At 44.2% G+C, this 13993-nt stretch carries 10 protein-coding genes; 4 read left to right on the top strand and 6 right to left on the bottom strand.

Features of this window, described 5'->3' with window-relative positions; genetic code table 11:
- Positions 1-69: 69 nt before the first annotated feature.
- From PHQ97_09360 to PHQ97_09340, 5 genes are all read right to left on the bottom strand, one after another.
- Entirely contained in the window at positions 70-3132 is a 3063-nt protein-coding gene (locus PHQ97_09360; protein ID MDD4392937.1) for a DEAD/DEAH box helicase family protein, read from the bottom strand.
- Between the two features lie 11 nt (positions 3133-3143).
- Positions 3144-5114, bottom strand: coding sequence for a site-specific DNA-methyltransferase (locus PHQ97_09355; protein ID MDD4392936.1), 1971 nt, complete (start codon positions 5112-5114; stop codon positions 3144-3146).
- A gap of 229 nt (positions 5115-5343) precedes the next feature.
- Complete coding sequence (locus PHQ97_09350; protein ID MDD4392935.1) at positions 5344-6006, bottom strand: DUF4391 domain-containing protein; 663 nt, start codon at positions 6004-6006, stop codon at positions 5344-5346.
- On the bottom strand, positions 6003-9278 hold the full coding sequence (locus tag PHQ97_09345) for a helicase-related protein (protein MDD4392934.1): 3276 nt from the start codon (positions 9276-9278) through the stop codon (positions 6003-6005). The genes PHQ97_09350 and PHQ97_09345 overlap by 4 nt, the downstream gene beginning before the upstream one ends.
- A gap of 467 nt (positions 9279-9745) precedes the next feature.
- Entirely contained in the window at positions 9746-9949 is a 204-nt protein-coding gene (locus PHQ97_09340; protein MDD4392933.1) for a hypothetical protein, read from the bottom strand.
- Positions 9950-10192: 243 nt separating this feature from the next.
- Here PHQ97_09340 and PHQ97_09335 point away from each other — a divergent pair, with 243 nt between their 5' ends.
- The 4 genes from PHQ97_09335 (at position 10193) to PHQ97_09320 (ending at position 12339) form a co-directional block, all read left to right on the top strand.
- On the top strand, positions 10193-10474 hold the full coding sequence (locus PHQ97_09335) for a type II toxin-antitoxin system RelE/ParE family toxin (GenBank protein MDD4392932.1): 282 nt from the start codon (positions 10193-10195) through the stop codon (positions 10472-10474).
- A gap of 11 nt (positions 10475-10485) precedes the next feature.
- Positions 10486-10800, top strand: coding sequence for a HigA family addiction module antitoxin (locus PHQ97_09330; protein MDD4392931.1), 315 nt, complete (start codon positions 10486-10488; stop codon positions 10798-10800).
- Between the two features lie 153 nt (positions 10801-10953).
- A complete protein-coding gene (locus PHQ97_09325) occupies positions 10954-11625 on the top strand; it encodes a YciC family protein (GenBank protein ID MDD4392930.1) in 672 nt (223 codons plus the stop codon).
- Positions 11626-12051: 426 nt separating this feature from the next.
- Positions 12052-12339: a hypothetical protein gene (locus PHQ97_09320; GenBank protein ID MDD4392929.1), complete on the top strand. Its 288-nt coding sequence runs from the start codon at positions 12052-12054 to the stop codon at positions 12337-12339.
- 396 nt (positions 12340-12735) lie between these two features.
- On the opposite strand, the gene PHQ97_09315 is transcribed toward PHQ97_09320, so the two are convergent.
- Positions 12736-13392, bottom strand: a complete 657-nt coding sequence (locus PHQ97_09315; GenBank protein ID MDD4392928.1) for a ferritin family protein — start codon at positions 13390-13392, stop codon at positions 12736-12738.
- Positions 13393-13993: the final 601 nt, after the last annotated feature.

The raw sequence follows: 13993 nt of genomic DNA, 5'->3' as shown, positions 1-13993 counted from the left end.
CTGTGATACTGAATCCCATAAAGGAAGCATAGCTTGCCAGTCCCCTTTTTTATCCCCATTATCAATCATTTAACACCTCCCCGAAAGCTGTGAATTGCGAGCATCAACTCCGACGAGTTCCATCAATTTTCCGTAGCTATCGACCACATCGTATTTAACATTTTCCGGATTTATTTTTCGATTGATTTCATCGAAAAATTTTCGGGCACATTCGATCTTGGACTTTTCAATTTCTTTAAATTGAATTGATGACATGGTACCTTTTGTTTCAGCTACAAAATAGACGTGCTTGACCACACCTTCTTTAAAAGAAATGGCCCAATCCGGATTATAATTGCCAACCGGGGTTGGGATGAAGAATCCTTTTGGGAGTTTTGCGTAGACGGACACTTCAGCGCTGGTGTCCAACTCTTTAGCAAAGGTACGCTCGATACCTGAATCGGTTATCACGTAGTCATAGATATGCCGTTTTAGTGGCTCACCGGCATTACGAAAATCCTGTTTACTCTGACCGTTGGTAAAGATGTCAATATCGTAGGTTTCAGCGACCGTATCATAGGTCAGATACTCGATGATAACAGTTGCTTTCTGTTCGTTGATCAGCCGGGCGGTTTCTGAAATGAAATTTTCCGGATTGGTTTTAAACTGGTCAAAAACCGGTTTTTGAATTTTGCCCAGAATATCAGAAACTGTTTTTCGAGTCAGCTGAACGGCTTCAGCCACTTTTCCCACCAAGTCATATTTAACCGCAGAATGGATTGATTGCCGATTGAATTCAGTGGCTGTTTCGCGCACCACAAAACCGTCACCGGACTTTATATCATCATAGTCTACTTTATCTACCTGTTCCCCGCGCTGAATGGTATACTGCAGCGGAGCTACCCGCAACTCGTTATCCAGCGTCCTCACGCTCTTACGAACCAATTCACTGCTGTCAAAATGGACGCTGTAGGCAGCCTTTTTATTAATCCGGTTCCAAAGTTCCTTGAATTCTTTTTTGTCAAAATTGGCATTCAGCCGATTGGTTTTGGCAGCACGGTCATCTTCAATTTGCGGCAGTTTTGCATCACTGTAAACGCTGTCGATCAATTGAAAAATCTCTTCCTTAAAGGGTTTCAAGTCATCCGGCAGTGGGGAGAGCGTCCCATTTTTTACCGCCTCATGGTATGTTTGGGAAATATGGTCATTGTCATCTGTATAATCGTTCTTAAGCAAATATCTGTAGATCTGTTTGGCCATCTGAGGCGTTACTTCCTTGGCACCACTATCGGTTATGATCATTTTGCCGGTAAAATAGGCTTCATCGGCAACACGCGGTCTTTCGGAAAGTGAATCACTGATATCCCGTTGCAGTGCCGTCACAAAATCTTTATAGCTTTCACTGGCCACAACCGTCAGGACATTCGTCTGATGTACCGTGGCCGGATCATCCTGTCTTTCCCCGAGCTGGTTCACCGCAATACGAAGTCCACGCCCCACTTCCTGTCGTCGCGATATGGTGTTGTTACTGTGTTTCAAGGTGCAAATCACGAAAACATTGGGATTATCCCAGCCTTCTCGCAGGGCCGAGTGAGAGAAAATAAACCGCACCGGTTCTTCAAAAGAGAGCAGACGCTCTTTGTCTTTCAGAATTAAATCATAGGCATCCACATCATCTGTTTCGGCTGATTTGTTGCTGGTTACCGGATCAATCATTCGCCGGGATTTTTTATCAATCGAGAAATAGCCATTATGGGTTCTCGATACATCGATGCGTTTCAAATAATTTTGATATTCAGGATTAAAAGGCAATTCCGGTTGTCTCAAATAATCGCAATATTCTTCTTCAAAAATCCTGGCATATTCCCCGCCTTCTTCTCCGGCATCCGTGTACATCCGGTATTTGGCGACCTCGTCGATAAAAAAAAGCGTGAGCACTTTAATGCCCTGGTGAAACAGCACCTGTTCTTTTTCAAAATGAGCCCTGATAGCTTCCCGAATCTGGATACGCCGAAGGGCCGTTTCATTGATGTCTCCTGTGGCTTCCCCGGCGCTCAATTCCACACCATTTGTGAAACTCACAGCATCTGTTATGGCATTGATATTTGCAATGACAAAACCTTTGTACTGATCCAGCCCATTGGACAAATCAAACAGGTTGTCCCCCTTTTTCATCTTTCGTATGATCCGTTTAATACCGCTTTTCTGCTTTACCTCCAGCTCGATGCGGACAGACGGGCTTTGCCTGGACAGTTCAATGGATTCCAGATAAAGATAGGCATTGGTTCCGGAAAGGCCCTTTACCGTTATGCCGCGTACGGCAATCTTTTTCACCAGCTTCTGGTTGTAGGCATCCAGGGCATCGAGCCGGTGCACTTTGTTGTGGGTGGTCCTGTGCGTGGCCGAATAGCGCAATATCATCAAAGAATTAAACTCTTTGAGAGAATCCAGCGTTTTTGCGCCCTCCATTTTCTGCGGTTCATCCAGAATCAGAATGGGGCTGTTGGCCTTAATGACATCAATCGGCCTGCGGCTCTGGAATTCATCGAGTTCTTCATAGATACGACGGTTATCTTTCCCCCGTGCATTAAAGGCCTGCACGTTGATCACCATCACATTGATACCGGCATCCGAGGAAAAACTCTTAAGGTTATGAAGCTGCCTGGAATTGTAGATAAAGAATTTTATTTTTTTACCGTAGGACTCCAAAAAATGTTCGGCGGTTATCTCCAGAGATTTATAGACGCCTTCCCGGATGGCGATGCTGGGTACAACAATAATAAACTTGCTCCAGCCGTAGCGTTTGTTCATCTCGAAAATGGTCTTGATATAGCAATAGGTCTTTCCGGTACCGGTCTCCATTTCAACATCCAGATTGAGAGAAGTGACTTTTGTTTTGACCAGATCACTGGATTGGGGAAGATTCTGAAGCCGCTGAACCTGCTGAATATTTTCCAGCACCTGAGAGGTGTTCAGTGCCAGATCGGCGTTTTTAAAACCGGAAGAATCAAACAGTTTCATCTGTTTTGATGTATCATTACCCGGATCAATACGGTAATTGATGCCCGATGTGTTGAGCTGGCCCTTGAAGCAATCCACCACCGCTTCGACTGCACGGGTCTGGTAGGCCTGTTTTTTGAACTTAAGTTTCATTCATGGCCTCCTTAAATGGTTTTAATGTCCGTATGCGATGACATGAGCTTGAAAATTTGTTCCACGTTGATTTTCACGCTGTCATCCTTAAAGCCCGCATCACGGAATACCACTCGCAAAGGCTCACGTTTGGCCAGTTTTTTTACAAAATCCTCGGTGATTCCACTATCCTTGACAAAACAGGCGGCCAGAGCATTCCCGTCCACAAAGAAAACCTCTTTGTCTGCGATGATCTCTCTGATGACAGGCAAAGCCAGATCCACTCCCCAATCGAGCAGTACCTGAAAGAGGAGATCTTCGGCCGTGCGATCGGGTTTGATATTGTCGGTCATCAAGGAAAGCTGCTTTTGAGTAACCGCATCAGGGGCGTAGTAGACGTCCGCCATGTTTGAGGAGTCGACCTTAAGAACGCGGAAACCGATATCGAGTTTGTCGATGCCTTCTTTGTTCGCATTATCTTCTTTGATTTTCTTTCCGGCCCGACGGATACGTTCTTTGCCGATTTCGGCGATGGTTGAATATCCTGCCTTGTAGGCTTCTGATTTTTCATCACACACTTCTGGAAGCTGTACCATGATGAACTTGCGGTTACCGCCGTCTTCGGCGTTGAGTTGCATGACGGCGTGAGCGGTGGTGGCGGAACCGGCGAAAAAGTCAAGAACAATGTCTGATTCAGATAAAATAAAAGATAGATATTTCTCTATTAATACAACTGGTTTAGGGTTGGTAAACGCTTTCTTAAACTCTGGAAACAACTGCCGAACATCATAAGCTCCGAGTCTTCCATCAAGAACCTCTACGCTTGACAATTTCTCCAAATAGTCCTTTGCATAAACCTTTAACTCAATGATCTTATTATGATCATTTCCAAACAGAATTTTCCCTTTCTCAAGCAGCTTATTCATTGTAGCTTCAGGGAAGCGATAACCCATTAATGGTTCTTTGCAAGGCAGTTTTGTCTCGGGATGAATAACATCATACCTATATCCTTCTTTGCCAGGGTTATGAACGCTTTGGCTTCCTGTATAGACACCACCTTGGTCGATATACTTATATCTGTCTAAAACCCCTAATTGAGTTTTGTTATCTCGAAACCATTTTGAATACTTTTTCTGGAGAGCATCTTGATCTTCATAATTTTCAATCAACTCATTTCCAATATTGATTAGAACATCTTTCACGTCTGAAAGTTTGGACTTCCATACAGGCTCGAGATTAATTTTTGATTTAGCATAAACAACAATGTATTCATGCTCCGTAGCTATGTTCGTCGGGTTATTGTCAGTAACATTTTTCCAAATTATGTTACCGACAAAATTTTCCTCCCCAAAGATTTCATGGCACAGCTTTCGGATATTGATATTTTCGCCATCATCAATACTGATAAAAATAACTCCATCATCTTTTAGTAGGTTTTTCGCTAATTTCAGCCTTGGATACATCATAGAAAGCCAATCAGAATGAAACCGGCCATTGGAGTCGGTATTGGCTATTAGACGGTTCCCCTGGTCATCTTTCTGATTGGATTTTCGAAGATATTCCTCAGTGCTTTCCGCAAAATCATCCTCGTAGATAAAATCTTTTCCCGTGTTATACGGTGGATCGATATAGATCATCTTCACCTTGCCCAGATAGGTTTCCTGAAGCAACTTCAAGGCATCCAGATTGTCACCTTCGATAAAAAGGTTCCGGGTGGTATCAAACTCCACACTTTCTTCCCGGCAGGGGCGCAGGGTTTTGGCAATGGGGGCATTGGCGGTAAGCAGTGCTTCACGTTTTCCCGGCCAGTTCAGGTGATAGCGTTCCTGAGGGCCTTCCACGATGGTTCCGGACAACTCCTGTCGGAGCTGATCAAAATCAATCGTTTTTTTGAGTTCGCCGTTATCAGCCTTGCTTTCTGTGACGCAATTCGGGAACAGCTCCGCCAGCTTTTCAATATTGGCCTGGGTCACGTTGGAGCTGTGCATTTTCAATTTTTCCATATGATTTCTCCATATTTTTTTAACGACGAAAGGCACAAAAAACACGAAAAAATACAATCTTGACGGTCTCGTAAAAAGTACCCGCACCCGTCATTCCCGCGGAGGCGGGAATCCAGAACATGTTGAAATGACTGGATTCCCATCTTCATGGGAATGACAAATAAGGGCTGAATATGACTTTTTACATGGCCATCAATCTTCATTTGGCGCCTTTCGTGTCTCTCGGGATTTATATTTTTAAAGCCTCAATTTCCTGTTTAAGGCCTCTAAGCTCCGCATTGATCTCCACCCTGCGATTAAACTGTTTTTTCTTTTTCAGACGGACCGCTGCTTTGACAGCCTCCCGTTCCTTTAACCGCAGTTTTTCCACCCGAGAGACAAGCTCATCAATCGTTTCGTTTTGTCTTGAAGGAAGCGGTATGATATTTTCCAACATGCTGGAATAAAGCGCACCAAGGTCTAAAACAACCGGCAGAACAATCCGCCCGGTATCATCAGGCATCCAATTCGTTTCAAAATAGCCGCTTACCACCCACTTGCTCATATCCGCTTCGTTTCGGCGTTTATAGGCGGCAATATAACGGATTTTGTGTTCAAACGACAGCGCAAAAAGGATGGGTGACGGGATGGCCTTGTCAATGGTCTGCAACACCTCGTGTTTGAGTGTTCCGGTTTTAAGCGCTATCGTGAACACCTGAATTTCCTGCACACTACCTTTAGCCGGCAGATTAACGGTTTCCGGTGACAGTTTGTAAGACCAGACGATCTTATCCACTTCCCGGATAAACAGGTCCTTGACTGAAGGTGTCGGTGAAGCATGTTCGTAAATCTTGCTTTTAGGCAAGACCTTCCCGAACGCTGCTTTTTTAGGAAAATCATACAAAAAACTCATGTCCTGCGCGCCTGTATGACTAAAAAGGTGATCAGCTCAAAGTCATCCAGTCCTGCAATGGCATCCACCAATGCGGTTGTTTTGCTGCCGGTAAAAAGGCTGTCCAGATCCTTGTCTTCCTTCACCTCTATCATGGAACGAATGGCCTGACTTAAGAGGTCGGAATAGCGTGTCATCTCCCGCCCGTCGTCTGTTTCCGCATTAAACTGCCGGCAGATATCAAGGACCGGTTTATCCAACCCTTTGCAGCTGCTTCTGACCAGATCCAGCAATCGTTTCACTTCGGTATGATTGGTGACAACCTCGCCGTGGTTATCGATATAAACCAGATAAAAGGGATGCAGGCGGTTATGTTGATTGACGGTTACACCTGAATTTCGATTACGCAGCGTAAAGATCACGCCAGGGGTGAGTCCCACTTCCGGCTTTGCCGGAACAACCGCGTGCATGCCGCTGGGAACTGCGCCAAGGTCACCATTTGCTTTGACATAGTTGAGCAGGTCCATGCGAAAATCATTGAGCCCCAGATCCGTAATATTAACACCCGTTTTCAAATCTTCCAGTTCAATAACCTCTTCCTGCAAGCGGCGGAGTTGTTCTTTCCTGTAGGAGACATCATTGGATTGTGCGGTGAGCACATTATCATCCCCGGTAGCGGTCACATCGGCGATAACCATCCGGTTTTCGACGCGCTCTTTCAGATTGATATACTCATCCAGGGAAATATCCGGCCAATAATTCACCAGCTGAATGGATTCATTAAGAGAGCCGATCCGGTCAATTCGCCCGAACCGCTGAATGATACGAACCGGATTCCAATGGATATCGTAGTTAATCACATAATCGCAATCCTGAAGGTTCTGCCCTTCGGATATACAATCGGTTCCGATCAGGATATCAATTTCACCTGTCTCATGCGGCAGTATCAGGTCCTTTTCTTTTGAATGCGGCGAAAAAAGCGTCAGAAGCGTTTGAAAATCAAAGCCTTTTCTCAAAGTTGATTTTGGAGAATCTTTTCCGGTGACCCTGCCGGAATGAACCCCGAGCTTTTTTAAGAATTCCTGCGCCAGATTTTCATACAGATAGTTGGCAGTATCCGCAAACGCGGTGAAGATAATCACCTTCCGGTTGCCCGGGTTAATCGGCTCGGTGATTTTCTTTTCAATGTGCATTTTCAAATGCTGAAGTTTGGCATCATCTTCCGGCTTAATTTTTATCATTGAGGCGAGCAGTTCTTCGATTATTTTTAAATCATGTCCGAGATGATGCTCCCATGAAGGCAAGTCCATGTCTGACAGGCTGACCTGCACTTTGTCACCAATTTTATTGTCTTCCAGTGCCGTTAAATCATCGTCATCGGCTTCAAGCTCACCTAAAGCAGCAGCGCAGTCATGAATTAAGCTGTTTTTTCCGGATTGCTTGAACCTCGCTATTTTTGAAAGCATATCGGTGTGTTTTTCTTTCAGTGTGCTCAGTGTCAGCCGGAACGATTCTACAGAACTTTCCAGACGTTTGAGCAGGTTAATGGTCATCAACGCCTGAAGACTCTTTTCCCGATCAGCCTGTCTGAATTTGCCTTTGCCACCATCCACGGCGGTATCATAGAGATCTTCATATTTTTTTAACCGGCTCGACAGGATGTAACTGACCGGCGCATATACGGAAAGTTTCAACAGGCAAAGCTGCTGATAAATCTCATTGAAACTCATGACATCATCAAGCATGGTCAATGGGCAGCGGTAAGAAAGGGGCTTGCGTCGTGTGGGGAATTTTCCGATATCTTTGGTGTCGTAAAACGTTTCGATATGTTTTCTGGACCGCGCAATGGTAACACTGTCCAACAATTCAAAAAAATCAAAATCAAGTGAATCAAGAATGGCCCGCGCCGTACGATGTTCCGGAGGCAGCTTTGACCACTGATTAAAGACAGCCTGAGCCCGTCGAAATATCTCCTCGACGCTTTTTCCCGTTCGCAGTTTTTTACTCAAATTCTCGGAATCGCCCTCATATGCCAGAGCCAACTGATTCCGAAGGTCATTGAACCGATTGTTTACCGGAGTTGCCGAAAGCATCAGAACCTTGGTTTTAACCCCGTCACGGATGACGGCTGTCATCAGTTTCTGGTAGCGGGTTTCCTTTTCCTTATAGGCATCGTTGTTACGGAAATTATGAGACTCATCAATTACGACAAGGTCATAGTTACCCCAGTTGATCCGGTTCAGTGGGGTGCCAAAGGATTCCCCGCTTGTCCGTTGCAGGTCTGTGTGGCAGAGGACATCGTAGTTAAGCCTGTCTTTTGCAAGAATATTGGTTTTCAGATTCCGGTTGTAGTTCAGCCAGTTATCTGCAATTTTTTTAGGGCAAAGCACTAATACCGAGCGGTTGCGCAATTCGTAATATTTGATAACGGCAAGCGCGGTGAACGTTTTTCCCAGTCCGACGCTATCGGCCAATATGCATCCGTTGTAGCTTTCAAGTTTATTGATAATCCCGGTAGCCGCATCGCGTTGGAAATTGAAAAGCTTGTTCCATACAATGCTGTCCTGATAGCCCGTAAGGTCATTGGGTAAGACATCCTCATTCAAATCTTCCAGAAACTCATTGAAGATGTTGTAGAGCATGAGAAAATAAATTCTTTCGGGAGCGTTTTCCTGATATACCGATTCAATGTGTGCGCATAAATTTTCGGTTACATCTTCAAGTTTTGAAGCATCATTCCAGATTTGATTGAAGAGTTGCAGATAGGTCGTTGTAAGCGGTGCTTCGTTTAATTTATTGATGAGATTAGAGATCGCATTTCCCTGTTGATACCCAAGATCAACCGCGGTAAATCCATGCAACGGCATGTAAGCGGCCCCGGCATTTCTGAAATCCAGGCAGGCAAACTGCTGCATGGGGGCTTTGGTCGCATTGGAGCGGAACCTGGCTTTGCGTCTCATCCACGCGGCGCACTCTTTCGCAATGGCCCGCTGAGTGAGTTTGTTTTTGAGCTGGATTTCAAATTCACTTCCGTAGAGGCTTCTTTCCCGTTGCTGTCTGGGAATATAAAACTCTCGCCTTTCTTTTGAAACTTTGTCGGTCACTTCATTGGGAACAAAAGTAGGTGCCGTGAATATGAATTCTAAATCATCAATCCTTTCAAGTTCATTTTTCAGGGCTTCATAGGCATATATGGAAAAACAGGATGCGGCAATTTTCAGTTTTGATCCTGTTTTGAGCATCTGCTTCAGGTCATCACCCCAAAGGGTGTTTATATTGTCTAAAATTTGCATAATTACCGGCTACCTAAGTCGTTATTTGATTAAACTCTCAACAACTTTGTCTCTAAAAGGGCGGCCTATCTTTTCTTATCATCAGAAGACTCCGCCCCGCCGCCTTGTCATCTCCATTCATCGACATCGTATTTCTTTAACTTCGGAAATCAGCCGATTTTATGGCAGGCAGGCTTTTTCCACATATCCATCCGCTGGATGCCGTAATATTCATTCAATTCTGAAATTGCGTGCGTATTCTGCTGAAAGTGATCACCTGTTCCGCTGCATTGTGACCAGTCATTCCGGAGGATAATTACCACGGGATCGGAGCGAAGTGAAGCTATGTTGTATATTTTTACTTTTCAGAGTTATTGGTTTTAGTCAAGCGGGAACGGATTTTTCTCAGGGAGTCTCATTTTTTAATTTATTTTGTAAGAATTGAAAATGGGAAAATGAGGACGAAGGGATGAAATGGGATAAGTAAATTATGTTACGCTTCCGGCCAAGTGAGTATAAAGATAGAAGCCCTTGGCATAGTAGCCGTTGCCGACCGATTCGATCAGCAGCCCACGCGACACAGGCATACGCAACGCCGCGAGATGGTTAAGTCCCATGAAGGCCTGCTCGCGCACGATGCGTTCCAGAGCGGTGCGGGTATCGGCCCCCTGGGAAAGTTGGGGACATTCCATCGGAATATTGCATTCTTTAAGAAAGTATCTTGTAAAGATGGCTATTGTTCATTGCATGGGCAATAGAAAAGCATCAAAAAAATATAAACCAATAATACAATGTCCCCAACTTTGCACCATAACCACTCTTCAACGAGCGCTGCTTTTCGCGATCCGATGAAAGAGATGGTTGAGCGAAGCTCCATTTAATTTAACGGGAAAAATCATCTTGACAACTGTCACGTTACAAATTACTTTTAGATCATGATAAAAACATTTGCCGATAAAGAAACCCAACAGATATTTGTTAACGGCAAATCAGAACGTCTACCTCCAGATTTAATCCGAAGAGCAATTCGTCGCTTGGAATACATCCATTGGGCAATTAACATAAATGACCTAAGGGTGCCTCCAAGCAATAGATTACATACTCTTAAAGGTAACAGAGAGGGGCAATATTCAATATCCATCAACGACCAATGGCGAATTTGTTTCAAGTTCATTAATGGAGATGCTTTTGACCTCGAAATAACAGATTATCATTAAGGAACAATGTAATGTCGATACAAAATACAACAAAACGAAAAATCCCTCCGACACATCCCGGGGAAATGATCAGGGAGGATTTCATGCCAGATTATGAATTGACCGCAACGTCATTAGCCAATGCGTTAGGAGTTTCCCGTCAAACAATCAATGAGCTATTAAGAGAAAGACGGTCCATCACGCCTACTATGGCATTGCGATTATCTCGCCTGTTCGGCAACTCTCCTGAATTTTGGCTCAATGCACAATATGCGCGAGACCTTTGGGAGGCCGAAAAACGATTTCAAAAAGAGCTAAAAAAGATCCATCCACTTAATGCAGCTTAATGTCACCTGCTTTTTCTCTAGTGTCATCATTGTCAAAAATCCGTTTCCAACCACTGATTATCAGGTACATTTGCCCTGACAAGTTTATATTAAGGGCCTTTTCGGGCAGATTTGCCCTGCCTGAATATCAAACCGATCAAAGGATTCAATCCAATGCTACAAGTCCTAAAAGACTCATACATTTTTTTTAGAATTAATTTTTTAAATATATTCAAAATATTACTGCCAATTTTAATTTTCAATTTTGCCTTTATTTTAATATTAGAATTTATTTCAGTTCCTGACAGGCTTTCTAATTTAATTGATTTCATGGAATATTTTATAAGCCTGATATTTCATTCGGTCTATTCTGCAGGGCTCATATTTTTCTTTGATGGCATTTTAAAAGGGGAGTTTGTTTCTGTAAAAGAAAGCCTTTTAAAAGGTTTAAAAATGGCACCTTTAGTATTGTTAACAGATTGTATAGTCCTTTTAATTACCGGCGTCGGCTTTTTGCTGCTTATCATTCCCGGAATTATATTGTCTGCCAAACTTTCATTGACTACCTATTGTTTGCTTTTGTCAAAAGACATGCCTCTTGAAGCAATTAAGAATAGTTACGAACTGACAAAAGGATATACCAAATCAATTCTGGGCTGTTTAACAATAGTTGGATTACCTTACATTATTATATTCACAATAATACCTTCATTATTTAAAAACGGATTCGATTCAATTTTTTCCTCGTTTGTAATTGGAATAATCAGCAATCTCTTTTCAGCGTTTTTGATAATAATTTTGTTTCGGTTTTATTGCCTTATAAATGAAAAAAAGGCCATAGCATAACCCGTTATTCGAGCTACGACTGTGGGATCGTACCAGCCTAATGTATTGGAATCAAACCCAGAAAGCCATCTGGGGCCGGGCCGAAAGCGCTGATTAAAACCGGTAAGAGATAGAGAATGAAAGAGTCTTATGGTAGAAGATTTAGCGAATCACACCAGCCTCGAGTCATGCGGCAATTGCAGTAATGCAGTGGCTGAAGCGTTGACAGAGGGAAGCGCAGGCGGGCTATTGAGCTCCGGAAATCACCAGTTCTCGGGTGCCGACCACGTGGTCCGATGGGGAAGGCAACACGTTCTGTGGCGCTATAACGCGAGTCACCGAACGGCCCGGCGGAGTCTTAGAACTTGGCATGTGTGGACATCTTTTACGCGGGAATCGGGAGATCCGTGAGTTTTCCATAGACCGAAAGGTAAAGGAAAACGGCCAGTGAAAGAGAAATTCTGTACGACTGGTACGAACGATTCACGGAAGTCGGACAACAACATATTACCTGAGAAGCCGGTGAACAAAGAGGTTAAAAACTCAGCGGAGCAGGTGGAGGGAAGGACGTTGGCCGAGGGGAACATCAGAGATACTGCCGCAGTCCGCACACAGGGGCGGGGAACTGCGTCGATCGGTCTTGATGGTGTACGTAGAAAAGCTCAGCAGGATAAGGAAGCATCCTTATCCGAGCCAGAGATTTCAGCGTTCGTACCCGAGGTAGGAGCCGTATGAGGTAGTACCTCACGTACGGATCTGTACGGGGGGTGCCGGGTAACCGGCATTCCTGCCGTGCCAAGTTAACAACCCGAAATTAAATGAAATAAATCCAAATTCAACCTTGTCATGAGTTCAATATCGCACTTTTTGAGGGCAAAAACGGTATGATAGAGATATGAGAAGGTGTGAAATTGGGGTCACCTTGACATCAGTCAACCGGCGAGTCAAAAAGTGATCCGAGGATTAAAAAACAATACTGGATTCTGGAATCACAAATCAAGGTTTGACCCCGGCCTCGACCCCGGCCTTCAGTAGATGGGCCCGCTGGCTTCGCCCATTCAACGGTCTGCAGTTGTTAAGAATGGAATTTAATCGGGGGGAAGGTAATCTGAAAAACGGATAAAATTCAATTCACTCTATTTTCTGGTAATTTTCTACAGCAGAGCCGCAAATCGGGCATTGATGCTCCGGCAGTTTGAGCAGCGTTGAGCCGCAGATTTGACAGACAAAATAATTGCGGTTTTTTTTAAGTTTCAGCACCAGTTTCCAGAAAAAAAACCGGGTGGCCCCTCTCATTTTCTGAATCAGTTTCCGGTGTTGTTTTTCCGCTTCCCATGCATAGGTAATTTGCAAAATAGCATCTTCATGCCCTTCGGCCTCCACACGTTTGATATATGCCGGATATCGTATATCGATTTCCGACAGTTCCACCTCCAGGGCATGGTTCAGGTTTTTGAGGGTGGTGTTGAAGACCGGTATATTTCCAGGCGTTAAGCGGGTTGTTTCGACCCCGAATTTTTTCAGGATCCTTTCAAAATTTCGGACATGCACGGATTCGGATGCTTTCAATGCGTCAAAAAGCAATTTAACACTTTTAATATCCTCTGCGTCGGCCTGGTCGGCATATGCGCTGAAAATTTGGCAGGCTGTGATTTCATCGGTATAAAGATATTTCAGGGCGGAAATCGTATCCGGAAATTGAGAGGGATCGGCGGCAAGACACGTTGCCGAGATATGCAATACGAGATATGCCAGAAATGCTTGTATAATTCGCCGTTTCTGTTTCATCTGTCGCCTCCCTGGTCAGTCATGTTTATTTTATTTTGGGGCTTGATCATAACTGCGGCCACAATGTCACGGAGTCCGTCCCGCCCCTTGCCGGTTTCTCCAGCACGATCCGGGGGGATGCCGGGCCCATGAAGCTAAAGCGCAAAAACTCGGCACGCCTCAAATAGTTTGCGCTTCTTAACGCTTCATGGCCCCGACATCTTTTCCCCGGATCGCGCCATGTCGTACGCCGGCAAGGGGCGGGACTCTGAGGCTACGCACAGCAAAATATGGCCGCAGTTATGATCAAGCCCTTATTTTGTTAATCAGACAACTTTCCAAACAGAATTTTATTGGCAGACTTTAAATTTGTTATTGCAGGATCTGATGAATATTTTTTTCAAAATGCCATAGTCAATATATGCAACATTTATCATTATATGATCAAGGGCTTTGTGATTGGAATGTGGATTTCAGATGGTTTGTCAAAAAAACTGTAGCAGACTGCTTGCAAACGCGTCCGATAGATCACCGTCATCGGTTGGTTAAAATTCGGGGGCAATTGGCATCACATAAAGTCCAGGAAATCAGCCAGACATTGCTGTTTTTGAACTTGATGTAT

This window comes from Desulfobacterales bacterium (assembly GCA_028704555.1).
Classification (GTDB): Bacteria; Desulfobacterota; Desulfobacteria; order Desulfobacterales; family JAQWFD01; genus JAQWFD01.
The sequence above is the reverse complement of the archived record's forward strand: the minus strand, read 5'-3'. Positions and strand labels throughout refer to the sequence as shown.

Excerpts from the sequence above, each read along its gene's own strand:
- PHQ97_09345 (MDD4392934.1), bottom strand. The coding sequence starts at position 9,278 with ATGCAAATTTTAGACAATATAAACACCCTTTGGGGTGATGACCTGAAG.
- PHQ97_09350 (MDD4392935.1), bottom strand. The coding sequence starts at position 6,006 with ATGAGTTTTTTGTATGATTTTCCTAAAAAAGCAGCGTTCGGGAAGGTC.
- PHQ97_09315 (MDD4392928.1), bottom strand. The coding sequence starts at position 13,392 with ATGAAACAGAAACGGCGAATTATACAAGCATTTCTGGCATATCTCGTA.
- PHQ97_09360 (MDD4392937.1), bottom strand. The coding sequence starts at position 3,132 with ATGAAACTTAAGTTCAAAAAACAGGCCTACCAGACCCGTGCAGTCGAA.
- PHQ97_09355 (MDD4392936.1), bottom strand. The coding sequence starts at position 5,114 with ATGGAAAAATTGAAAATGCACAGCTCCAACGTGACCCAGGCCAATATT.
- PHQ97_09325 (MDD4392930.1), top strand. The coding sequence starts at position 10,954 with ATGCTACAAGTCCTAAAAGACTCATACATTTTTTTTAGAATTAATTTT.
- PHQ97_09330 (MDD4392931.1), top strand. The coding sequence starts at position 10,486 with ATGTCGATACAAAATACAACAAAACGAAAAATCCCTCCGACACATCCC.
- PHQ97_09335 (MDD4392932.1), top strand. The coding sequence starts at position 10,193 with ATGATAAAAACATTTGCCGATAAAGAAACCCAACAGATATTTGTTAAC.
- PHQ97_09340 (MDD4392933.1), bottom strand. The coding sequence starts at position 9,949 with ATGGAATGTCCCCAACTTTCCCAGGGGGCCGATACCCGCACCGCTCTG.